This is a genomic window from Vibrio campbellii CAIM 519 = NBRC 15631 = ATCC 25920, from assembly GCF_002163755.1.
Classification (GTDB): Bacteria; Pseudomonadota; Gammaproteobacteria; order Enterobacterales; family Vibrionaceae; genus Vibrio; species Vibrio campbellii.
On sequence record NZ_CP015863.1, the window covers coordinates 2,298,123 to 2,320,747 of the forward strand.

Annotated in this window: 19 protein-coding genes and 1 pseudogene; 15 read left to right on the top strand and 5 right to left on the bottom strand. The window is 44.9% G+C overall.

The annotated features are described in order from the left end of the window. Nucleotides 1-4 precede the first annotated feature (4 nt). The 7 genes from rsxC (at nucleotide 5) to A8140_RS11050 (ending at nucleotide 6,858) form a co-directional block, all read left to right on the top strand. Nucleotides 5-2,740, top strand: coding sequence for an electron transport complex subunit RsxC (gene rsxC, locus A8140_RS11020; protein WP_038863726.1), 2,736 nt, complete (start codon nucleotides 5-7; stop codon nucleotides 2,738-2,740). After that, entirely contained in the window at nucleotides 2,740-3,786 is a 1,047-nt protein-coding gene (gene rsxD / locus A8140_RS11025) for an electron transport complex subunit RsxD (RefSeq protein WP_005536429.1), read from the top strand. The genes rsxC and rsxD overlap by 1 nt, the downstream gene beginning before the upstream one ends. 7 nt (nucleotides 3,787-3,793) lie before the next feature. Continuing rightward, nucleotides 3,794-4,432 (top strand): electron transport complex subunit RsxG, encoded by a 639-nt coding sequence (rsxG, locus tag A8140_RS11030; RefSeq protein ID WP_005536427.1) that lies wholly within the window; start codon nucleotides 3,794-3,796, stop codon nucleotides 4,430-4,432. After that, nucleotides 4,425-5,117 (top strand): electron transport complex subunit E, encoded by a 693-nt coding sequence (locus A8140_RS11035; protein ID WP_005536425.1) that lies wholly within the window; start codon nucleotides 4,425-4,427, stop codon nucleotides 5,115-5,117. Before rsxG ends, A8140_RS11035 begins: the two co-directional genes overlap by 8 nt. 79 nt (nucleotides 5,118-5,196) lie before the next feature. Then, complete coding sequence (gene nth / locus A8140_RS11040) at nucleotides 5,197-5,838, top strand: endonuclease III (RefSeq protein ID WP_005536424.1); 642 nt, start codon at nucleotides 5,197-5,199, stop codon at nucleotides 5,836-5,838. 31 nt (nucleotides 5,839-5,869) lie between these two features. Beyond that, nucleotides 5,870-6,286: a lactoylglutathione lyase gene (gene gloA, locus A8140_RS11045; protein WP_005536423.1), complete on the top strand. Its 417-nt coding sequence runs from the start codon at nucleotides 5,870-5,872 to the stop codon at nucleotides 6,284-6,286. Nucleotides 6,287-6,423: 137 nt separating this feature from the next. Continuing rightward, the gene (locus A8140_RS11050; protein WP_005536418.1) at nucleotides 6,424-6,858 is read left to right on the top strand and encodes a DUF2753 domain-containing protein; all 435 of its coding nucleotides are present in this window, start codon (nucleotides 6,424-6,426) and stop codon (nucleotides 6,856-6,858) included. A gap of 124 nt (nucleotides 6,859-6,982) precedes the next feature. Here A8140_RS11050 and motY read toward each other — a convergent pair whose 3' ends face one another. After that, entirely contained in the window at nucleotides 6,983-7,864 is an 882-nt protein-coding gene (motY, locus tag A8140_RS11055) for a flagellar protein MotY (protein WP_005536417.1), read from the bottom strand. A gap of 306 nt (nucleotides 7,865-8,170) precedes the next feature. Between motY and rnt the strand changes: the two genes are divergently transcribed. Both rnt and A8140_RS11065 read left to right on the top strand, forming a co-directional pair. Further along, nucleotides 8,171-8,815, top strand: coding sequence for a ribonuclease T (gene rnt / locus A8140_RS11060; RefSeq protein ID WP_005439693.1), 645 nt, complete (start codon nucleotides 8,171-8,173; stop codon nucleotides 8,813-8,815). A gap of 28 nt (nucleotides 8,816-8,843) precedes the next feature. Then, on the top strand, nucleotides 8,844-10,169 hold the full coding sequence (locus tag A8140_RS11065; RefSeq protein ID WP_005430775.1) for a Na+/H+ antiporter family protein: 1,326 nt from the start codon (nucleotides 8,844-8,846) through the stop codon (nucleotides 10,167-10,169). A gap of 89 nt (nucleotides 10,170-10,258) precedes the next feature. On the opposite strand, the gene A8140_RS11070 is transcribed toward A8140_RS11065, so the two are convergent. Further along, on the bottom strand, nucleotides 10,259-10,888 hold the full coding sequence (locus A8140_RS11070) for a DsbA family protein (protein ID WP_005430768.1): 630 nt from the start codon (nucleotides 10,886-10,888) through the stop codon (nucleotides 10,259-10,261). Between the two features lie 512 nt (nucleotides 10,889-11,400). Between A8140_RS11070 and A8140_RS11075 the strand changes: the two genes are divergently transcribed. Beyond that, nucleotides 11,401-13,287, top strand: coding sequence for a methyl-accepting chemotaxis protein (locus A8140_RS11075; protein WP_038863724.1), 1,887 nt, complete (start codon nucleotides 11,401-11,403; stop codon nucleotides 13,285-13,287). A gap of 45 nt (nucleotides 13,288-13,332) precedes the next feature. Here A8140_RS11075 and A8140_RS11080 read toward each other — a convergent pair whose 3' ends face one another. Next, complete coding sequence (locus A8140_RS11080) at nucleotides 13,333-13,668, bottom strand: Grx4 family monothiol glutaredoxin (protein WP_005536239.1); 336 nt, start codon at nucleotides 13,666-13,668, stop codon at nucleotides 13,333-13,335. A gap of 243 nt (nucleotides 13,669-13,911) precedes the next feature. Between A8140_RS11080 and sodB the strand changes: the two genes are divergently transcribed. The 3 genes from sodB to A8140_RS11095 all read left to right on the top strand — a co-directional run bounded on the left by sodB (nucleotide 13,912) and on the right by A8140_RS11095 (nucleotide 16,034). Beyond that, entirely contained in the window at nucleotides 13,912-14,496 is a 585-nt protein-coding gene (sodB, locus tag A8140_RS11085) for a superoxide dismutase [Fe] (protein ID WP_005536241.1), read from the top strand. Nucleotides 14,497-14,652: 156 nt separating this feature from the next. Then, a complete protein-coding gene (locus tag A8140_RS11090) occupies nucleotides 14,653-15,156 on the top strand; it encodes a VC2046/SO_2500 family protein (RefSeq protein ID WP_005536243.1) in 504 nt (167 codons plus the stop codon). Between the two features lie 134 nt (nucleotides 15,157-15,290). Continuing rightward, a complete protein-coding gene (locus tag A8140_RS11095) occupies nucleotides 15,291-16,034 on the top strand; it encodes an SDR family oxidoreductase (RefSeq protein WP_029388618.1) in 744 nt (247 codons plus the stop codon). Nucleotides 16,035-16,177: 143 nt separating this feature from the next. Here the strand turns inward: A8140_RS11095 and adhE are convergent, their stop codons facing one another. Beyond that, nucleotides 16,178-18,880 (bottom strand): bifunctional acetaldehyde-CoA/alcohol dehydrogenase, encoded by a 2,703-nt coding sequence (gene adhE, locus A8140_RS11100; protein ID WP_005536245.1) that lies wholly within the window; start codon nucleotides 18,878-18,880, stop codon nucleotides 16,178-16,180. 650 nt (nucleotides 18,881-19,530) lie between these two features. On the opposite strand from adhE, the gene A8140_RS11105 reads away from it, so the two are divergent. Continuing rightward, nucleotides 19,531-20,169 (top strand): YchE family NAAT transporter, encoded by a 639-nt coding sequence (locus A8140_RS11105; protein WP_005433169.1) that lies wholly within the window; start codon nucleotides 19,531-19,533, stop codon nucleotides 20,167-20,169. 62 nt (nucleotides 20,170-20,231) lie between these two features. Beyond that, entirely contained in the window at nucleotides 20,232-21,080 is an 849-nt protein-coding gene (locus A8140_RS11110) for an ion transporter (protein ID WP_005536247.1), read from the top strand. 332 nt (nucleotides 21,081-21,412) lie between these two features. On the opposite strand, the pseudogene asd reads toward A8140_RS11110, so the two are convergent. Further along, nucleotides 21,413-22,542 (bottom strand): annotated as a pseudogene (gene asd, locus A8140_RS11115) (aspartate-semialdehyde dehydrogenase). Nucleotides 22,543-22,625 lie beyond the last annotated feature (83 nt).

The following is a 22,625-nucleotide window of genomic DNA, read 5'->3' on the forward strand; positions in this document are numbered from 1 at the left end:
TCGTATGTTGTCTTTGATTGAACAAATTCGTACTGGTTCGCTATGGGATTTCCCAGGCGGCGTGCATCCGGCAGAAAACAAAAAGCAATCCAACAAAACTGAATTGGTTCATGCAGCCATTCCGTCGGAAATCGTCCTACCTTTAAAACAACACATCGGTAAAGCAGGTAATCTGTTGATTGCTGTTGGTGACACAGTGTTGAAAGGTCAACAGCTAACGGCGTCAGACAGTGGTTTCACCGTTCCTGTTCATGCTCCAACTTCTGGGCAAATAACAGCTATTGAACCACGCACTGTTGCGCACCCATCAGGTTTGAGCGAACTGTGCGCAGTGATTACGCCAGATGGTAACGATACTTGGTGTGAGAAAACGCCAGTAGCCGATTACACCCAAGAATCCGCTGATGCATTGATCGACGTGTTCCGCCTTGCTGGTATCTCTGGTATGGGTGGCGCAGGCTTCCCTACCGCTAAGAAGATCCAATCGGGTATTGCGCGTACCGAAATTCTTATCGTCAACGCGGCAGAATGTGAACCTTACATCACCGCTGATGACAAACTCATGCAGGAACATGCGGACGAACTGATCCAAGGTATCGAGATCGTCGAGCATATCCTTAAGCCAAAACTGACCATCATTGGTATTGAAGATAACAAGCCAGCAGCAATCAAAGCGCTGGAACAAGCGGCGATGAACAAAGACATCGTGATCCGCGTTATCCCAACCAAATACCCTTCTGGTGGTGAGAAGCAGCTCATCAAGATTTTGACCAACAAAGAAGTTCCTAGCGGCGCTATCCCTGCAGATATTGGCATCCTGGTTCAAAACGTTGGTTCTCTCTACTCAATTAAACGTGCAGTGATCGATGGCGAACCTGTAGTAAATCGCATCGTGACTCTGACGGGTAAGACCTTCAAGCAACCACGTAACGTTTGGACGCTACTTGGTACGCCAGTACAAGCACTTTTAGACGAGTTTGGCTACAAAGCAGATAAGAAACTTCAGCGCCTGATCATGGGTGGTCCAATGATGGGCTTTACCCTCCCCCACGCTCAGGTTCCTATCACTAAAACGGCAAACTGTATTTTGGCGCCGAAGCGTCGTGAGATCGCTTCTGACCAATACGAAATGGAATGTATCCGTTGTAGCCAATGTGCGGAAGTGTGCCCTGCCTCGCTATTGCCACAGCAGCTTCAGTGGTATGCAAAAAGCCAAGAATACGAAAAGCTTGAAGAACTGAACCTTAAAGATTGTATTGAATGTGGCGCGTGTGCATTTGTGTGCCCGAGTGAAATTCCACTGGTTCAATACTATCGTCAAGCGAAAGCTGAAATCCGTACACGGGCTCAAGAAGCGGCAGCAGCTGAACGAGCTAAGCTGCGCTTTGAAGAGAAGAAAGCGCGTATGGAACGCGAAAAAGCAGAACGTGAAAATCGCTTTAAGAAAGCCGCAGATGATCGTCGTAAAGACATGAAAGCCTCTGGCGGTGACGATGCGATTGCTGCAGCCATCGCTCGCGTGAAAGCACAAAAAGACAATGCCGAAGCCAAAGCGGAACCAGCTGTGAAACCTGCGGTTGCAGCCGCGATTGCCAAAGCAAAAGCGAAACAAGCTGCGGCGGCTCAATCTGGTGCAGCCGAGCCTGATAACTCAGAAATGGCGAAGCTACGCGAAGAACGCAAACGTCTTGCTCGCGAACGCAAAGCGGCAAAAGAACAAGATGACACATCTGCAGATAGTGCTGACGATAAGAAGTCTGCGGTTGCAGCCGCTATTGCTCGTGCTAAGGCGAAGAAAGCTCAGCAAGAAGACGCATCAACACCTACTGAAGCTGGTGATAAGAAAGCAGCCATCGCGGCAGCTATCGCCAGAGCTAAAGCGAAAAAAGCACAACAAGAAGATTCGACCGAATCTGTAGAAACGGAAGCACCTGTTAAACAAGCTGAAGATCCGAAGAAAGCCGCAGTAGCTGCAGCGATTGCTCGTGCAAAAGCGCGCAAAGCTCAGCAAGAAGACTCTACGGAATCTGCAGAAGCGGAAACACCAGCAGAACAAGCTGAAGATCCAAAGAAAGCTGCTGTGGCTGCAGCGATTGCTCGTGCCAAAGCACGTAAAGCTCAGCAAGAAGGTTCTACAGAATCTGAAGAAACGGAAGCGCCTGCTAAACAAGCTGAAGATCCGAAGAAAGCAGCAGTTGCCGCTGCCATTGCTCGTGCTAAAGCGCGTAAAGCGCAGCAAGAGGCAGAAACAGAATCTGTTGAAGCGGAAGCTACTTCTGAAGAACCAGAAGTGGATCCAAAGAAAACCGCGGTTGCCGCAGCCATTGCTCGAGCCAAAGCACGCAAAGCTCAGCAAGAAGCACAAACAGAATCTGTTGAAGCGGAAGCTCCTTCTGAAGAACCGGAAGTGGATCCGAAGAAAGCTGCGGTTGCCGCAGCCATTGCTCGTGCTAAAGCGCGTAAAGCCCAGCAAGAAGGCTCTACTGAATCAACAGAAGCGGAAACACCTGCCGAACAAGCTGAAGAACCGAAGAAAGCCGCGGTTGCCGCAGCTATTGCTCGTGCTAAAGCGCGTAAAGCGCAGCAAGAGGCACAAACAGAATCTGTTGAAGCGGAAGCTCCTTCTGAAGCGCCAGAAGTGGATCCAAAGAAAGCTGCTGTTGCCGCTGCCATTGCTCGCGCTCAAGCACGTAAAGCTCAGCAAGAAGCGAATAAGAACAATACTGAGGAGAACGAGTAATGTCGTTTTTTATTGCCAGTTCACCACACGCTCACAGCCGTCGCAGCACGCCTGATTTGATGAAATGGGTAGCGCTGTGCGCTATTCCTGGCTTAGTGGCTCAAACCTACTTCTTTGGTTGGGGCACCATCATTCAACTTGTGTTCGCTATTGTGGTCGCAGTGTCACTTGAAGCATTAGTCATGCTTGTGCGTAAGCGTTCTCCAATACGAGCACTACGTGATAACAGTGCCATCGTGACAGCATGGCTATTAGCCGTAGCAATCCCACCATGGTCCCCTTGGTGGATCATGGTTATCGGTTTGATTTTTGCCATCGTTATTGCAAAGCACTTATACGGTGGTATCGGTCAAAACCTATTTAACCCAGCAATGGTCGCTTACGTTGTATTGCTTATCTCCTTCCCTGTCCAAATGACAAGTTGGAGCGCGCCTGTTTCATTGATGTCTGAGCATGTGACTTTTGCAGACGCGTTGTCTCTGATCTTCACTGGCTATGACTTTGATGGTTTGTCGCTGCAACAAGTTCGCGCTGGTGTGGATGGCGTGACAATGGCAACTCCATTAGATGCATTCAAAACCGGTATTCATACCGGAGCAACGCCAAGTGAGGTGCTTTCACAGCCAATGTTTGGCGGACTTGCGGGTATCGGTTGGCAATGGGTAAACCTAGCTTACTTGGTTGGTGGACTAGTGATGATCAAGAAACGCATCATCCAATGGTACATTCCTGTTGGTTTCCTAGGTAGTTTGGCACTGTTTAGTACCGTGTTTAGCTTGCTCATGCCGGGAGAAACCGCGTCACCAATCTTCCACCTACTTTCGGGTGCAACGATGTTAGGCGCGTTCTTTATCGCTACCGACCCTGTTTCAGCGTCAACGACTGTGAAAGGTCGCTTGATTTTCGGCGCTCTGATCGGGGCGTTGGTATTCATTATTCGTAGTTGGGGTGGCTTCCCAGATGGCGTTGCATTCGCCGTTCTGCTTGCCAATATGTGTGTACCGTTGATCGACTACTACACCAAACCAAGAACTTACGGTCACTGAGGTAAACATGTTAACCGCTATTAGAAAAAATGGTCTGACATTGGCGATCTTCGCCTGTGCGACAACTGGTCTTGTGGCACTGACTCAGTACCTAACAAAAGATCAAATTAAGCTTCAGGAACAAAAGCAATTGCTGTCGGTTCTTAACCAAGTGATTCCGGAAGAAATGCATGACAACAACCTTGTCGCGGCATGTACTATGGTATCTGCGCCCGACCTAGGTACAGTTCGCTCGATGCCAACTTACATTGCCACTAAAGATGGCCAACCGACGGCAATGGCGATTGAGTCCATCGCACCAGATGGCTACAACGGTGAAATTAAAATCATCACCGGCATCGATAACCAAGGCAAGATCCTTGGTACTCGTATCCTGAGCCATCAAGAAACACCGGGGTTGGGTGATAAAATTGATCTACGTGTTACGGACTGGATCTTGAGCTTCACTGGTAAGCAAGTGACAGAAAGTAACTGGAATTCTTGGCGAGTTCGTAAAGATGGTGGCGATTTCGATCAGTTTACTGGCGCAACCATTACCCCTCGTGCGGTAGTGAAAGCGGTGAGAAACACAGTAAACTACGTAAATAAGTCTCGTGATGAGATTCTAAATCAGCCCCTAGACTGCGCAGGAGGCAACCATGAGTGAAAATAAACTGCTAATGAAAAACGGCATGTGGAGCAACAACCCTGCCCTAGTGCAACTTCTGGGTTTGTGTCCTCTGCTTGCGGTTTCTTCCACTATTACCAACGCCCTTGGTTTGGGTATTGCAACCTTATTAGTGCTTGTCGGCTCGAACGTGACGGTTTCACTGATTCGTAACTATGTACCAAAAGAAATCCGTATTCCCGTTTTCGTTATGATCATCGCCGCCTTGGTAACTTGTGTTCAGCTCCTGATGAACGCTTATGCCTACGGACTGTATCTATCTCTGGGCATCTTCATCCCACTGATCGTAACCAACTGTATTATCATCGGCCGTGCGGAAGCTTACGCTTCGAAGAATGATCCATTGCCAGCAGCATTGGATGGTTTCTGGATGGGGCTGGGTATGACAACGGTATTGGTTGTACTTGGTGCTATGCGTGAACTTATCGGTAACGGTACTCTATTTGATGGCGCAGACCTACTATTGGGTGACTGGGCTGCGGCACTGCGTATTCAAGTTTTCCACTTCGATAGCAGCTTCTTACTAGCATTATTGCCGCCAGGTGCGTTTATCGGCGTAGGACTTTTGATTGCGTTGAAAAACGTTATCGACAGCTCAATTCAGGCAAGTCAGCCGAAAGAAGAAAAACCAGCCATTGAGCGCGCCCGCGTAACTAACGCATAATATAAAAATCCAAAAATCAAGGCTCTACTACTCGTAGGGCCTTTTTCATAAACCGCAAAGACGGGTTTGGAAGTCAGCAATGAACAAAGTCAAAAGAATTGAAATTCTCGAACGACTACGAGAAAACAATCCCAATCCTCAGACGGAGCTTAACTGGAGCACACCGTTTGAGTTGCTTATCGCCGTACTGCTTTCTGCGCAGGCGACAGACGTAAGTGTAAACAAAGCAACAGACAAGCTTTACCCTGTAGCGAACACACCACAAGGCATTCTTGATTTGGGTGTCGATGGTTTAAAGGAATACATCAAAACCATCGGTCTGTTTAATTCAAAAGCCGAAAACACCATCAAGACTTGCAAGATCTTGCTAGAGAAGCACAACGGCGAAGTGCCAGAAGATCGTGCAGCACTTGAAGCTTTGCCGGGTGTCGGTCGTAAAACCGCTAACGTGGTACTGAATACCGCCTTCGGTTGGCCAACTATCGCGGTGGACACACACATCTATCGTGTTTCTAACCGTACAAAGTTTGCGATGGGTAAAACCGTCGACGATGTAGAAGAAAAACTTCTTAAAGTGGTGCCAAAAGAGTTTAAGCTTGATGTACACCACTGGCTGATCCTTCATGGTCGCTATACCTGTGTGGCGAGAAAGCCTCGCTGTGGCAGCTGTATCATCGAAGATCTGTGTGAATTCAAAGAAAAAGTGTACCCAGACGAATAACCCCGTCTGAAACAATCGCTAGGAGCAAATAATGTCAAACGGTCGAATTCTTCACACCATGCTGCGCGTGGGTGATCTAGACAAATCTATCAAGTTCTACACTGAAGTCATGGGCATGCAGTTGCTTCGTACTAATGAAAACAAAGAGTACGAATACACGCTGGCGTTCCTTGGTTACGGTGATGAGTCTCAAGGTGCCGTGATTGAGCTGACTTACAACTGGGGTAAAACCGAGTACGACCTAGGCTCTGCATTTGGCCACATCGCAATTGGCGTAGACGATATCTACTCAACTTGCGACGCAATCAAAGCAGCTGGCGGTAACGTGACTCGCGAAGCGGGCCCAGTTAAAGGCGGAACGACTCATATCGCTTTCGTTAAAGACCCAGATGGCTACATGATTGAACTGATTCAAAATAAACAAGCATCGGCAGGCCTAGAGGGCTAACTCAGCCTCTCCTACTGAAACTCGCAATTATTTGCAGGCAGGTCTGAGACCTGCCTTTCTTTTATTAACAAATCACTTTACTTGATAATAATTATCGTTTAGATTCACCACCAACATCGACATGTGGGATAACGATAATGATCAGTGAATGGGAAAAACACACACTTCTAGCCGATACGGCACTTCAACTAGATGACCCTGTTCGCAGCATTCTTCATTACCAGCAAGCCCTTAGCCTGAGTGAAGATATTAGCGAATGCGTGGAAATAGAAGCCGACGAGCGATTATTGATTTCGGTGATTTCATGCCACAACCTTGCCCAATTTTGGCGCTGGGCAGGCGACACAGAATATGAGCTCAAATATCTTCAACTCGCTTCTGAGAAAGTGCTGACGCTGATCCCTCAATGTCCAAATAGAGATTGCGCAAGCTTTATTGATTCAATCGGCTGCTGTACTAAGGCCCTCATTGATTTCATGAAGCGCCATCCAAACCCTGTGATCGCAAAGCAGGTCGAGAAAATCGACACAGCAACCAATTGCGAAATCATTGCTAAGTTCCGCTTAAACTAACATTCATTATATGCCTTAAGCAGCAAGCAACTCTAAGCGGCAACTAATAGAATCAAACAACGTCAAACGGATAAAAAACGCCAGAGTCAGACTCTGGCGTTTTTGTATTGGTGAATATTTAAGATCAAACCTGGGTGCGCCCTAGTGAAATCACCACGCGACGGTTCTTGTCTTTACCTATTGGTGACCCATTATCTGCAATCGGACGACGCTTACCGTAGCCTTGCACTTGAATACGCTCTCCAGATAAACCCAAAGATTCGAAGTAACTGCGCAATGATTCCGCTCGTCGTTCAGATAAGCTTTGACTCGTACTTTTACCATCTGTCGAATCTGTGTATGTCGCCACTAACACCAAATCGATATCTTGGTTATGGCGAACGTAATCAGCGATTTGCGCTAAACGTTTCTTCGAAGCTTTAGTTAACTGATCACCTTGACGCTCATAGTGAAGAATCGTGAAAGCAATATCTTCAAAGCTGTACTTCAGTAAGTTAGCAATGCAGCTGCTAAAGGCGTTGTATTTGTTTTGGAACAGTACCGAAGACAATGCGACCTCAATACGCTGATCTCGGCTCTGCCAGTCTTGGTAGCTAAACGTTGGATAGCGGCCTTTTTCTAGCTCAGAGAGAATGCCCCAAGCGGTTTGTCCACCAACGTAACCATCAAACTGTTTGAAAAATTTAAGGTTAGTAATGCGATCAGCATTCTCGCCCGGACGCCAAGGTGGTGGTATAGAAATCAAACTGACATTGCGCGTTTCACCCATAGGGCGGAGCATCTTCAATTCAAAATCCAAATTGATTTTTTTACTTGCATGAGATGAAAATACCGCGTCACCAAATCCTGGGATTGGATGTACAAGCTGACACTCCAACGGCGTATTCATCACCATTTCCCACTGTGATTGCTGCGGTGTGGCAACGTAGCGCTTTCCCATCGACGCAAAGCTGTTTGCGCTGAGTAAAGACATCAGGACACCACTGGTTACTAGCCATTTATTCATCTAGGTACTTCTCTCAAACGGCAGTCTATTGCCGCTTACTTGAATCAATTAAAAACATGCAAACTAATGCAAAAATCCCGCCAACATAGAATTTGCAAGGGGATATAAGGAGTTAACGCTCACTTTGGCAAGTGCATAAAATGGTAAATAACATCGCGAGAATAACAGGTGCACGTTAACCTTGTTTTTAGTTATAACCCTTACTGGTTAACGGGAAATAGAATTTTACATTTCTCCCAAATTGCGGTTTTTCTCATCGGTAGAATCTGCAATAATGCAGCCTTCGTCACACAAATATAAGCCAACATGACAATAGAAAATGAAGCTCTGACCCTGAAAAAGCGTTTTCGTGGTTATTTCCCAGTGGTAGTAGACGTTGAGACCGCAGGTTTCAATGCTCAAACTGATGCACTTTTAGAAATCTGTGCCGTCACCCTTAGCATGGATGAAAATGGCGACCTGCATCCTGCCTCAACCATTCATTTTCATATCGAACCATTCGAAGGCGCGAATTTAGAAAAAGAAGCGCTTGAATTCAATGGCATTCGTGACCCATTCAGCCCTCTTCGCGGTGCAGTATCAGAACAAGAAGCACTTAAAGAAATCTACAAACTGATCCGCAAAGAGCAAAAAGCGGCAGACTGTTCCCGTGCCATCATGGTGGCACATAACGCTGCTTTTGACTTAAGTTTTGTTAATGCAGCAAATGAGCGCTGCAAACTCAAAAGAGTCCCTTTCCATCCATTTGCCACTTTTGATACCGCAACATTAAGTGGGCTTGCTTATGGTCAAACTGTTCTCGCTAAAGCATGTAAAGCTGCAGGGATGGAATTCGACAATCGTGAGGCACACTCAGCCCTCTACGATACACAACAAACTGCAGAGTTATTCTGTGGCATCGTCAACAAATGGAAGGCCCTAGGCGGTTGGCCGCTTGTCGACGAAGAATAATAAGTAAACACAACATATTAGGAAAAGTATGAATCCTGTCGTTATATCTGTGTGCGTCATGCTCGTGTTAGCATTGATGCGCGTAAACGTGGTGGTTGCCCTCACGTTTAGTGCCATCGTTGGTGGCCTTGTTGCTGGCATGAGCCTTGGGGATACGGTTGCCGCATTTGAAAGTGGCCTAGGCGGCGGTGCGACTATCGCACTGAGCTACGCAATGCTCGGTACTTTCGCTGTTGCAATTTCTCGCTCTGGCATCACTGACCTTCTTGCAAAAAGCGTTATCAAGCGCCTAAATGGTAAAGAGAGCTCTGCGTCGACTACGGGTCTAAAATATGCAGTATTGGTTGCTCTTGTACTTGTTACCATGTCATCTCAAAACGTGATTCCAGTACATATCGCCTTCATTCCAATTTTGATCCCACCTCTTTTGGGCGTATTCGCTAAGCTGAAGCTGGACCGTCGTTTAGTTGCTTGTGTGCTTACCTTTGGTTTGATCACACCATACATGGTTCTGCCTATCGGTTTTGGTGGTATCTTCCTTAACAATATTCTCCTAAAGAATCTGCATGACAACGGTCTAACCGATGTTGTGGCAAGCCAAGTTCCTACTGCAATGCTATTGCCAGGTGCTGGTATGCTGTTTGGTCTTCTAACTGCGATCTTCTTTAGCTACCGCAAACCTCGCGAATACAAAGAAACTGAACTGACCGTTGTTCAAGAATCAGAAGCGAAGCTAAATAAGAAGCACATCATGGTTGCAGGCTTGGGTATTATCGCAGCGTTAAGCGTTCAGCTTTACACAGGCTCGATGATCATTGGTGCATTAGCTGGCTTCATGGTATTCACTTTCGGCGGCGTTATCGCGTGGAAAGAGACGCACGATGTGTTCACTAAAGGTGTTCACATGATGGCAATGATTGGCTTCATCATGATTGCAGCGGCAGGTTTTGCGGCAGTAATGAAGCAAACTGGCGGCGTTGAAACACTAGTACAATCGCTATCAACCAGCATCGGTGACAACAAACCTCTTGCAGCACTATTGATGCTTATCGTTGGTTTGTTGGTAACAATGGGCATCGGCTCATCATTCTCTACGATTCCAATCCTTGCGACTATCTATGTTCCGCTATCACTCGCATTCGGCTTCTCGCCAATGGCAACTATCGCCCTTGTTGGTACGGCAGCCGCTCTTGGTGATGCCGGCTCTCCTGCTTCTGACTCAACGTTAGGTCCAACATCAGGCCTAAACGCAGACGGTCAGCACGAACACATTTGGGAAACCGTAGTACCGACATTTATCCACTACAACATCCCTCTGATCATCTTTGGTTGGATTGCTGCAATGGTGCTGTAATCGCATCATCAGATGGATACAGTTCATTACGAAAAAGCCGCTCAATGAGCGGCTTTTTGTTGTATGTTTTTTAGAAAATCGGATTCAACTTACTGCGCTGGCATATTGTCGATAATACGTTCGCGAATGAGCTTCAACGTGTTTTCTGTCGACACATAATCTACTTCAATTGGGAAGTAAGCGTCGTTAATTTGCAGCACCAGACTCGGGTAAGAGTTAACACCTAAACTCTTAGCAAGACTCAGTTGGTCTTGGAAAACACCTTCCAGCAAAGTGCCATCCATATCGTTCTTAAACTGCTGAACGTTTAAGCCAATCTCTCGTGCTAGTTGCAAGTGCGTTGCTTCTTCATGAGGCGGCATCGCACGTAAGTAGTAAGCGTGTTGAATCGCTTCTAGCATTTGCTCATAAGAGTCTTGGAAGCCTGCGGCAATAACAGCGCGGCAAGACTGGTAAGTGCTGCGCACTGGCGTACACAACGTCCAGAAATCGTAGTTAAACTTGGTGCCAAGCTGGCTTTCAATTTGCTTCCAAATCTGCTCAATTTTTTGCTGCATTTCCGGAGGCATTGGAAGATTAGTATCTGGCGCAAGCCCACCCACAACATACTCAAACTGAATCACACCCGGCAGTTGCTGCTTCAATTTTTCGATGGTTGGTTTGTAGCCCCAACACCAGCTGCACATTGGATCATGTACGTAGTATAGCTTTATATCCACTTTAATTTTAAACCTACAAAGTCAATCAGTTGCATCAATATATTTCGATGCTATGAGGCTAGAATAGCAATCCTTACAGTGATTATACCGTCTAAAGCTCAGAAAAGCCGCTTTGTTTTAAAAGTGGCCTTTCCTGAACCACCTGATACTCACAACCTCTTTCGACCATAATTTGACGCAACGTAACATAGAGTTGCGATCAAGTGAGCCCGGGTAATTAAATTCTCTAATACAATACCTAAAACTCATTGTGTGATTCATCATTGATAATGATAAACAAAAAAGTTTTTAATAAAAATTATTAAGATAAATTTTGCATTGTTAATAACTTTATTAAAAATAGAAATCAAGTAAAAAATTAAGCTGAACTAAAGTCACACTCAATATAAATTAAATTATTAACTTTGTATAAAAAAATAATTTATAAAAAGTCAACAGGGAGAGTTTTTATAGTGATACAATATATAAACAACCAAAAAATATATTAAACCTACTATGACGGTATTAAGACGATGTCAGCAAAGTTAAAAATATTATTATCTATGATTGCACTTAGTACGATAACAATACTCAGTACAAGCCTACTTAACTGGAGTGACTTCCAAACATCCTCAACACTCAATTCTAAACAGCAATTACAGTACAAATCACAATTAATATCCGATGCTCTAAGTCAAAAAATTTCTCGTTATTTCGATATATTGTTGCTAACAAGCGAACAAATTGATATCGAGGCTAAAAGTAAAATCAATATAGCAAGTACTGTTGATTTAATTACAAAAGCTATGAGTACTGCTGGAGTCGTGAATGTTTACGTTTCGCTTGAAGATGGCACATCCTATTCCGCAAAAACAAACGGCCTAATCCCAGGCTTTAACGCTCGATCTAAGCAACGTGAGTGGTACCTCCGAGCTATGAACGGCGAAGAAAAGATAATTACTAGGCCATTTTCCTCTTCAACTGGTGATACAGTTATGGCGCTAGCTCAACCAATATATAGGGACAATCAAGTAGTTGGTGTTATTGCACTTAACCTTCTTATAAATGATATCAGTGCATATACAACACAACTGACCTCCGAAAATCAGGTATTCGTATCAAGAAACGATGGCTTCATACTCTCAGCCAAAGACAGATCGCTTATTGGAAAAAATATTTTTACAGAGATACCTCAGTTAAAGCTACAAGATCCAGAAAAAGAAGAGAGCTTCGAGTATCAACATAAAAATACGGAGTATGTTGGTTCAGCATCGGCAATCCCCTCTCTAGGATGGAGTGTCTGGACATGGATGACTGAAGACTCAATCAACCAAGATTCAAACGATAATCTAGTTGAAACGTTAATTACTTCTACAATATTTTTAGTCTTAAGTACGGTATGTATTTACTTCGTTGTTGAGAAATTAGTTTACAAACCTATTGGTGGCGAACCAAAAGAAATAGAACATCTAGTCACCCAGGTTGCAAAGGGTGATTTATGCATGAAACACGAACCATCAAATTCGTATGGAGTTAACGGAGCTGTGTTCAATATGGTCGGAGATTTAAAAGAGACCATATCTACTATTCGAGTATCTTCAGACGAGCTATTGAACTTTGCCAGTGGTATTAGTAAAGCGGCAAAAAACGTTAATTTAGGTTCCTCTGCGCAAATGGAGCAACTAGAACAAACTTCGACAGCAATGAGCGAAATGTCTGTCGCTGTTAATGAAGTGGCTCAAAATGCACAACGAGCCTCAGATTCAGCAATCCAGGCTTCCGCAGCTGCAGTCCACGGAAATGAGCTTTTTGTTGAGGTGAACGACAGCATCATTTCTCTATCAAACGCAATAGCGGATGTCTCTACTGTAATTAACTCTTTGGGTGAAAAGACTGTCAATATCGGAGCCGTCCTGGAAGTAATCCGTGACATCGCTGACCAAACAAACCTTCTTGCTCTCAATGCTGCAATTGAAGCTGCTCGAGCCGGAGAGCAAGGTCGTGGTTTTGCCGTAGTGGCAGACGAAGTGAGAAACTTAGCAAATAGAACTCAAGAGAGTACAAATGAGATACAGCAAGTCATTGCTGCGCTTCAACAGGAAGCAAACAATTCAATTGAAATGATGAATACCAACAAACTGGCAGCTGAAAATACGCTAAATAAGTCAAGCCAGGCCCAAGAATCTCTATCGAAGATTCTGGACGCGATTACTATCATTGAAGATATGAATACTCAAATTGCCACAGCAACAGAAGAGCAGACATTGGTCGCAGGAGAAATTAATCAAAGTATCGTTTGCATCAACGACCAAGCACGAGACACTTATGAGCTCTCAATATCTAATCAGGAAAAGTCTAATGAGCTTATTGGGATCTCCGAGCATCTGAAGAGTACTGTGAGCGTATTCAAACTTAACTAAAAAAAAGGAGCCGTAGGGCTCCTTTTTTGTTCAGTAACTTTAAGCTTACTCAGCATCACCTTCAACGCGTGCTGCAGCTTCTTTGATAAGAGGCTGAAGTTCACCTTTCTGGTACATTTCCAAAATGATGTCACAACCACCGATCAACTCGCCCTCAACCCATAGTTGTGGGAATGTTGGCCATTGAGCGTATTTTGGTAGCTCAGCGCGGATGTCTGGGTTTTGTAGAATGTCTACGTAAGCGAACTTCTCGCCACATGCCATTAGTGCTTGTGATGCTTGAGAAGAGAAACCACAGCTAGGCAGTTTCGGTGATCCTTTCATGTACAGCAGGATTGTGTTTTCAGAGATCTGCTGTTTGATTTTATCGATAGTTTCCATCGCTTCCTCATTCATGGATGTGAACTTTAATCATTTGCTACATTCTACTCAATAACCACAGAATAAAAACCATATAATTAGTAAGTTTTTAGCCTTGGTATCTTAAAATATTTTCATATCGGGGTTTTAATAAAGTAAAAACTTGCTAAAATACTTCTCAAGTCAGTCGTATCGACTACATATAAATAAAAACACTGGAAGCAATCGAAAGGTAACCCTTTCATATCTATGGAGAATCGAGCAATGGCATTTGAACTACCAGCTCTTCCTTACGCGAAAGACGCACTAGAACCACACATCTCTGCAGAGACTCTAGATTTCCACCACGGTAAGCACCACAACACTTACGTTGTTAAGCTAAACGGTCTTATCCCTGGTACTGAGTTCGAAGGCAAAACACTAGAAGAAATCATCAAGACTTCTACTGGTGGCGTATTCAACAACGCAGCACAGATCTGGAACCACACGTTCTACTGGCACTGTCTAGCGCCAAACGCGGGCGGCGAACCAACTGGCGCAGTTGCTGAAGCAATCAACGCAGCATTCGGTTCTTTCGAAGAATTCAAAGCGAAGTTCACTGACGCAGCAATCAATAACTTCGGTTCTTCATGGACTTGGCTAGTTAAGAAAGCTGACGGTTCTCTAGAAATCGTTAACACTTCTAACGCAGCAACACCACTAACAGAAGAAGGTACTACTCCACTTCTAACTGTTGACCTGTGGGAACACGCTTACTACATCGATTACCGCAACGTACGTCCTGATTACATGAACGGCTTCTGGGCTCTTGTAAACTGGGACTTCGTAGCTGAGAACCTAGCGAAGTAATTTACTTCCCCCTAAGTTCAATTTAGTCATAGTTAAAAGCTCGCATTACTGCGGGCTTTTTTATTGCTTCTCAAACCTATTTCTTCAATTAATCCCTTCTTTTCCCTAAAGTTCTTCCTTGTGTTGCCGTTAAAAGTGCATCAAGCGAGGAACACCATGCAAATCCATACTTTAGACAAAGCAGCAATCATCAACGAACTTCAGTTCGGTAATGGTATCAACCATGCCGTGCACGAAGGCCGCCGTGCTGATTTCTCGTTAATTCTGTCTATGTTTTCGAATGATGTTCGAGATGTGGTTCCAGTTGAAGAAGTACAAGAAGTCATCACCAGTGACGACATTCTTCGCCAGCAATTCGGGCTGTCTCAACCTCAAGCGCTTCGCTCTGATAGCAGCAGCTATGAACTTGCAGCAGAACATGCAAAACAGTTCCATGATGCAGGCTTACCATCTGCGAAGTTGAGCCATTACCTAAAACCAGACGCGCTAACTTACCTCCCTGAAGACACTTTCAATCTGCCAGAAGAGGTTTACCACAACCTTTCCGGGCATGAGCGTCGTAGCTTAGGAGAGCGTAATAAGCAGTTGATCCCTGAAGCGGGCTTGTACAACCAACTAGTGACGGCTCAACGTCAGTATCAAATTCAAGTACAAGCTTAACGATCTTCTTTTTCTCCAAGCACTTACATTTGAAGCACGTCAGAAATGTGACGGCTTACAAATTCCTAGACAATAATTCCGACTCAAAAGCGTTACTTTGAAGCTTTTCACACTGAGCTCAAAGAAATTCATCCATGCTGTTAGCACAAACCACTGATGTATTGTTTAACACAAGAAATTACAGTGAAGGTGCCATGGATATCAAAGAATCAATCATTCTCGTTACATCTGCAGGCTCAGTCTTAGGCAGGACTTGTTCCAACCACTTTGCCCACCTTGGTGCGACGTTGGTGCTTTGTGACCAGAACCCTCATGCTTTAAAGGCGAGCTACGAGCAAATCCGCGCCTTCTCCGACAAGGTTTATGCGATAAACGTGTGTAGTGATAACACCACCTCAATCAATCTATTGTTCGATCAAATTGAGTCACAGCTAGGCGCAACACCCGACGTCATCGTTAATTGTTGGACCAGCTCTCCAATGCCGAGCTTGATGGCACCAGAACCAATGAGTACGTACATCGATCACCTCTCGTCTGCAGCTCGCTTTCTCTATACCTATGGGCAAGTCAGCGCAGAACGATTCCGTTCAAGAGAGAAAAAGGGGGTTATCGTGAACGTGATCTCACATGACAACCATGAGGATTTGACTGGTATGGAAAGCATGGCGGCTTTAGTCTCTGGTTTTACTCACAGCTGGGCAAAAGAGCTGACCCCTTTCAACATCCGGGTTGGTGGTGTCATCCCTTCAGTAAATCATACGAGTGAAGATGTAGATGAACGACATTGGGCTCAGATCCAAGATGAGTTAGTAAGAAATACCGCCTACATTGTCGCAAATGAGTACTTTAGCGGACGCGTCGTTACGACCGAAGTCTAACTCTCCACGATTGATAATCACCTTCTGCTGCAAAGCGGCTAAATAGAGAAACAAAAAAAGCCCCAGTCTTTCAACTGGGGCTTTGAGTTTCCCGATTGTAAGTTTCGTGCTAGCGAAAACCTACTTCATAACTAACGTCTTACTTATGCGTTAGCTTTTTCTTTCTTAGCTTTTGGTGCTGCTTCTTTCGCTACTTGGTCTGCTTTCTTCTTGATAACAGTTGTACCTTCGAAAGTTTCGCCTTCAACGAACGCTTTACCGTAGTAAGAAGCCATTAGTACTTCTTTTAGCTCAGTGATTAGAGGGTAACGTGGGTTAGCACCTGTACACTGGTCATCGAACGCTTCAACAGCTAGTTCGTCTAGTTTCGCTACGAAGTCAGCTTCAGAAACACCTGCAGCTTGGATAGACATTGGGATGTCTAGGTCGCCTTTCAGCTCGTCCAACCATGCTAGTAGACGTTCAATCTTCTGAGCAGTACGGTCACCTTCTTGGCTTAGGCCTAGGTGGTCAGCAACTTCAGCGTAACGACGACGTGCTTGTGGACGGTCGTATTGAGAGAACGCAGTTTGTTTAGTTGGGTTGTCGTTCGCGTTGTAACGTACAACGTTCGAGATTAGTAGAGCGTTCGCTAGACCGTGAGGTAAGTGGAACTCAGCACCAATCTTGTGCGCCATTGAGTGACAAACACCTAGGAATGCGTTTGCAAACGCGATACCAGCGATCGTTGCCGCGTTGTGCACTTTCTCACGAGCGATTGGGTCGTTTGCACCGTTCGCGTAGCTTGAAGGTAGGTAATCTTTAAGCATCTTAAGTGCTTGTAGAGCTTGACCGTCTGAGTACTCGTTAGCAAGAACTGATACGTAAGCTTCTAGAGCGTGAGTTACTGCATCGTAACCACCGAATGCTGTTAGAGACTTAGGCATGTTCATTACTAGGTTAGCATCAACGATAGCCATGTTTGGCGTGATTTCGTAGTCAGCTAGTGGGTACTTAGCACCAGTCTTGTCGTCTGTAACAACCGCGAATGGCGTAACTTCTGAACCTGTACCTGAAGTTGTAGTGATACATACAAGCTCAGCTTTCTTACCCATTTTAGGGAACTTGTAGATACGTTTACGGATGTCCATAAAGCGCATTGCTAGTTCTTCAAAGTGAGTTTCTGGGTGCTCGTACATTACCCACATGATCTTAGCAGCGTCCATTGGAGAACCACCACCTAGAGCTAGGATTACGTCAGGTTGGAAGCTCTTCATTGCTTCTGCACCTTTCTCAACAACAGATAGTGTTGGATCCGCTTCTACGTCGAAGAATGTTTGAACTTCGATGCCTTGCTCTTTAAGCAGTTTAACTACTTCATCAGCGTAACCGTTGTTGAATAGGAAACGGTCGGTTACTAGGAATGCGCGTTTCTTACCTTCTAGGTCGCTCATTGCGATTGGAAGGCTACCACGACGGAAGTAGATAGACTTAGGTAGTTTGTGCCACAACATGTTTTCAGCTCGCTTAGCTACAGTTTTCTTGTTGATAAGGTGCTTAGGACCTACGTTCTCAGAGATAGAGTTACCACCCCAAGAACCACAACCTAGAGTTAGAGAAGGTGCTACGTTGAAGTTGTAAAGGTCACCGATACCACCGTGAGTAGTCGGGATGTTTACAAGGATACGTGCAGTCTTCATCTTGTCACCGAAGTAACGGATGCGGTCTGCGTTAACGTCTTGGTTAGTGTAAAGACCAGATGTGTGACCGATACCACCGATTTCAACCATTGTTACCGCCTGAGCAACTGCGTCTTCGAAGTTGTCAGCACGGAATAGACCTAGAGTTGGAGATAGTTTCTCGTGAGCGAACTCATCATTGTAAGAAACTTTACCTAGACCTTCACCTACAAGAACTTTAGTGTCAGCAGGAACTTTAACGCCAGCCATTTCAGCGATTGCTGGAGCAGGTTGACCTACGATTTTCGCGTTTAGCGCGCCGTCGATAAGAAGTACTTTACGTACTTTATCAGCATCAGCTTTAGATAGAACGTGAGCTTTGTGAGAAGCGAAACGCTCTTTCACTTCGTCGTACACTTCGCTAACTACGATTGCAGCTTGCTCAGAAGCACATACTACGCCGTTATCGAAAGTTTTAGACATTAGGATAGAAGCAACAGCACGTTTGATGTCAGCTGTTTCATCGATAACTACAGGAACGTTACCTGCACCTACACCGATTGCTGGCTTACCAGAAGAGTAAGCTGCTTTAACCATGCCTGGACCACCAGTTGCAAGGATAAGAGCGATACCGTCGTGCTTCATAAGAGCGTTAGAAAGCTCTACAGATGGTTGGTCGATCCAACCGATGATGTCTTTTGGAGCACCAGCTGCAACTGCTGCGTCTAGAACTAGTTTCGCTGCATCGTTAGTTGAGTTCTTCGCACGTGGGTGTGGCGAGAAGATGATGCCGTTACGAGTTTTTAGAGAAATTAGAGATTTGAAGATTGCTGTAGAAGTTGGGTTAGTCGTTGGAACGATACCACAGATGATACCTACAGGCTCAGCGATAGTCATCGTGCCTAGGTTGTCATCTTCTTCCAAGATGCCACATGTTTTTTCGTCTTTGTATTTGTTGTAGATAAATTCTGAAGCGAAGTGGTTTTTGATTACCTTATCTTCAACAATACCCATTCCAGATTCAGCAACTGCTTGTTGTGCTAGTGGAATACGAGCATGGTTAGCTGCAAGTGAAGCTGCGCGGAAGATTGCGTCTACTTTCTCTTGAGAAAATGTTGCGAACTCTTCTTGTGCTGCTTTAACGCGTGCTACTAGAGCATCTAGTTCAGCTAAGTTAGTTACAGGCATGGTGGATCTCCTAAAATAATAAATATTAAAAACTTTTTAGTAAGGTTATTGTCTTTCGTTTTTACTGTTTATCAGCGACTTAACTAACAACCATCTTAGTAAATTGCTTTCAGGGCTGAGTATAATATTTCAGAGTGTGAAAAAAATTGACTTGGATCAGTTCTCACAACTGAAATACCCCAAAAGTAGTGCTTTACCACAACCAAACGACATAACCCACTGATAAACAAATAAATTAAACTTCATTTTTTATTGAACAAAAAAGAAGCAAAAGAACTAAAAACCAAAAGAAACAACAACAATCTGTAAAAAAATTTCATTTTTAGCCAACAAAATTACATGCAGACCCTAATTTTTATGCTACTGATAGCATATCTAATACGTCTTACCTCTCTACAAACCACCTTTATTTTTGCGAAAAATGTGCGATTGTTAACGTTTGTGCAAATCAGTATACTCTCTCACCAACTTTCTACGTAACAATTCGTTTCCAGATTGAATACATTTTCTTCAATAATTAGTTTTTCTCACAAATACTAGCCCAAATACGTTAGTTTTTTTCATTTCTTCCAGCCGCAGTTTTGCCTTACATTACCGCCTAAAATTACCCCTCTATTTTTCACTATTGTGAACGTTTACGAGTAAGCAACATGCAGACTTTAGAGTTAGCTATTTTCCTACAGTTTTTCTTAGGTTTGGTCGCAGCAGTTAACCCTGTTGGTATCATGCCAGTGTTCGTGTCCCTAACCGGACATATGACTCCAGAAGAGAAAAACAAAACCGCCACGACAGCAAACGTTGCTGTTGCAGTGATTTTGATCATTTCTCTTTTTGCTGGTCAGTTGTTGCTAGATATGTTCAGCATTTCTCTGGATTCTTTCCGTGTTGCTGGCGGTTTGCTACTCCTGAGCATCGCGTTCTCAATGATGAGCGGTAAACTGGGTGAAGATAAGCAGAACAAGCAAGAAAAGACTGAGTATGTAAGCCGTGAACAGATTGGCGTAGTACCACTGGCGATGCCATTAATGGCAGGTCCAGGCGCAATCAGCTCAACCATCGTATATGGTGCACGCTACCCAAGCGCCCTCGACACAGTTGGCATTAGCGTTACCATCATGTTGTTTTGTTTCTGCTCGTGGCTACTGTTCCGTTCTGCACCTTTGATCGTACGTTTCCTTGGCCAGACGGGTATCAACGTAATCACGCGTATCATGGGTCTTATCCTGGGTGCATTGGGTATCGAGTTCATCGCAAACGGCCTAAGAAACCTCTTCCCCGGCTTAGCCTAAGCTTCCAAACTTCTGGTATGATGTTGCAATTCGTTTCATTTTAACGCTGACAGTGCAACATCATGCCTCGCAAGTCTATTAAGCATCATTTATACGTCATCATCTTCGGTACCCACACACGTGCCGGACGCGCCTTCGATATTGCGCTTATTATCGCGATCATTACCTCCTTATTAGTTCTCATCCTAGAGTCACTGCCATCGGTCATGACGGAATGGTCACGTGAGCTGCGTTACATTGAGTACACTTTTACTGCCATATTCACTGTCGAATACCTGTTAAGACTCTACTGTTCACCAAAACCTAAGTCTTACGCCACCAGCTTTTATGGCGTCGTCGACTTGCTGGCCATTCTGCCTACCTACTTAGCAATATTCTTCCCCGGCGCTTCATTTATGGGCGTGGTGCGACTGCTTCGTGTGATGCGAATCTTCCGTATTTTGAAATTGGTTCGCTACCTGCAGGATTCAAACATCTTATTGCGCTCCCTTTTAATGGCGCGTCGTAAGATTCTTATCTTCTTTAGTACTGTAGGTATTCTGGTCACCATTTTTGGCGCGTTGATCTTTGTGATTGAGGGACCCCACAACGGTTTTACGAGTATTCCGAAAAGCATCTACTGGGCGATCGTAACTATTACTACGGTTGGCTATGGCGACATGGTGCCGCAAACTCACTTGGGTAAAGCCATTGCATCCCTCACTATGTTGCTTGGTTACTCGATACTTGCGGTTCCAACCGGCATTATCACCGCAGAACTGAGTAATGAGATGAATGCGCATAAGCAATTGGTTAAGTGCCCGAACTGCAATTGCTCTGGTCATGACTCTGATGCGATGCACTGTAAGCATTGTGGTAGTGAGTTAGCGGATCCTGATAATCGCGTCGTGAGTGCGGACGAGGAAGAATAAATTCGGGAATCGGGAATCGGGAATCGGGAATCGGGAATCGGGAATCGGGAATCGGGAATCGGGAATCGGGAATCGGGAATCGGCTATATTTTGTCTTTCTGGGGATAGATTCTGTCAACGCGTTTTAGAACGTAGTTTCTTTCGCTTGCCTTCCAACGTAGCGCTTCCGGTTATTGGAGCACTGCATTCTGAACGCCCTTGTATTCCAACTCCACGATCAAAAAAGCCGATGAATTCACATCGGCTTTTACATAACTTTCAGCTCTTACTAAGCGAAGCTTTCCCGAAGGACGAAGTCCGTTCTCGCTTCTAGAAGCACAGCGTTCTCTCTTTTACGCTTTCTCAGCAAGGATGATTCGTAGAGTACGGCGCAATGGCTCTGCTGCACCCCATAGAAGCTGGTCACCTACAGTGAACGCGTTTAGGAAATCATCACCCATTGCCATCTTACGTAGACGACCAACAGGAATAAAAGCGTGCCAGTTACTTTTGCCGGCGTTAGCTCTTGAGCGGTGATGTCACGATCATTTGGAATCACTTTCACCCAATCGTTGTGCGTCGCGATGATTTCTTCAATCTCATCCATTGGCACGTTTTGCTTAAGCTTGATAGTCAATGCTTGAGAGTGACAACGCATCGCACCGATACGGACACAAGTGCCATCGATTGGCACTGGCGCATCTTGAAAGCCAAGGATCTTGTTCGCTTCTACACCTGCTTTCCATTCTTCCTTGCTCTGACCGTTGTCGCGTTTAACGTCGATCCAAGGAATCAAAGAGCCCGCTAGTGGCACACCAAACTTATCCGTTGGAAATGAAGAGCTGCGCATTGTATCCGCAACTTTTTTATCGATATCCAGAATAGAACTTGCTGGGTTTGCCAATTCAGAACTTACAGAGTCGTTGATTACGCCCATCTGAGAGATCAGCTCACGCATATTTTGTGCACCTGCGCCAGACGCAGCTTGGTACGTCATTGCACTTGTCCACTCAACTAAGCCTTTCTCGAACAGACCACCAAGGCCCATTAGCATCAAACTTACCGTACAGTTACCACCAACAAACGTATTGGTACCACCGTGAATGCCTTGTTGAATTTGCGCTAGGTTTACCGGGTCTAGTGTGATGATAGAATCTTCTGCCATACGCAGTGTAGATGCTGCATCAATCCAGTAGCCTTTCCAGCCAGCCTGGCGTAGTGCTGGGTAAACTTTCTCTGTATAACCACCACCTTGACACGTAATCACTGCGTCAAGCTGTTTTAAGCTGTCAATATCGAACGCATCTTGAAGTAGACCAGCTTCTTTACCTACCTGATTGTTAGCAAAAAGGGGGGCTGGGATACCTATTTGAGACGTGCTGTAGAAAACTGGCTCAATTAAGTCGAAATCTTTCTCTTCGACCATACGCTGCATCAGTACCGAACCGACCATGCCGCGCCAACCAACTAAACCTACTCTCATCGCATTAACTCTCCATGTATATTTTTGAAACTTTCTCCATAGTTCAATTTTCGACACAAAATCTCAAGCCCTAATTTGCAAAT

What these genes read in the sequence shown, in the direction of transcription:
- A8140_RS11065 (WP_005430775.1), top strand. Translation starts at nt 8,844, where the DNA reads ATGAATCCTGTCGTTATATCTGTGTGCGTCATGCTCGTGTTAGCATTG.
- A8140_RS11050 (WP_005536418.1), top strand. Translation starts at nt 6,424, where the DNA reads ATGATCAGTGAATGGGAAAAACACACACTTCTAGCCGATACGGCACTT.
- rsxG (WP_005536427.1), top strand. Translation starts at nt 3,794, where the DNA reads ATGTTAACCGCTATTAGAAAAAATGGTCTGACATTGGCGATCTTCGCC.
- A8140_RS11110 (WP_005536247.1), top strand. Translation starts at nt 20,232, where the DNA reads ATGCCTCGCAAGTCTATTAAGCATCATTTATACGTCATCATCTTCGGT.
- A8140_RS11095 (WP_029388618.1), top strand. Translation starts at nt 15,291, where the DNA reads ATGCTGTTAGCACAAACCACTGATGTATTGTTTAACACAAGAAATTAC.
- A8140_RS11075 (WP_038863724.1), top strand. Translation starts at nt 11,401, where the DNA reads ATGTCAGCAAAGTTAAAAATATTATTATCTATGATTGCACTTAGTACG.
- rnt (WP_005439693.1), top strand. Translation starts at nt 8,171, where the DNA reads ATGACAATAGAAAATGAAGCTCTGACCCTGAAAAAGCGTTTTCGTGGT.
- rsxD (WP_005536429.1), top strand. Translation starts at nt 2,740, where the DNA reads ATGTCGTTTTTTATTGCCAGTTCACCACACGCTCACAGCCGTCGCAGC.
- gloA (WP_005536423.1), top strand. Translation starts at nt 5,870, where the DNA reads ATGTCAAACGGTCGAATTCTTCACACCATGCTGCGCGTGGGTGATCTA.
- adhE (WP_005536245.1), bottom strand. Translation starts at nt 18,880, where the DNA reads ATGCCTGTAACTAACTTAGCTGAACTAGATGCTCTAGTAGCACGCGTT.
- A8140_RS11080 (WP_005536239.1), bottom strand. Translation starts at nt 13,668, where the DNA reads ATGGAAACTATCGATAAAATCAAACAGCAGATCTCTGAAAACACAATC.
- motY (WP_005536417.1), bottom strand. Translation starts at nt 7,864, where the DNA reads ATGAATAAATGGCTAGTAACCAGTGGTGTCCTGATGTCTTTACTCAGC.
- A8140_RS11090 (WP_005536243.1), top strand. Translation starts at nt 14,653, where the DNA reads ATGCAAATCCATACTTTAGACAAAGCAGCAATCATCAACGAACTTCAG.
- A8140_RS11105 (WP_005433169.1), top strand. Translation starts at nt 19,531, where the DNA reads ATGCAGACTTTAGAGTTAGCTATTTTCCTACAGTTTTTCTTAGGTTTG.
- rsxC (WP_038863726.1), top strand. Translation starts at nt 5, where the DNA reads ATGTTGTCTTTGATTGAACAAATTCGTACTGGTTCGCTATGGGATTTC.
- A8140_RS11035 (WP_005536425.1), top strand. Translation starts at nt 4,425, where the DNA reads ATGAGTGAAAATAAACTGCTAATGAAAAACGGCATGTGGAGCAACAAC.
- nth (WP_005536424.1), top strand. Translation starts at nt 5,197, where the DNA reads ATGAACAAAGTCAAAAGAATTGAAATTCTCGAACGACTACGAGAAAAC.
- sodB (WP_005536241.1), top strand. Translation starts at nt 13,912, where the DNA reads ATGGCATTTGAACTACCAGCTCTTCCTTACGCGAAAGACGCACTAGAA.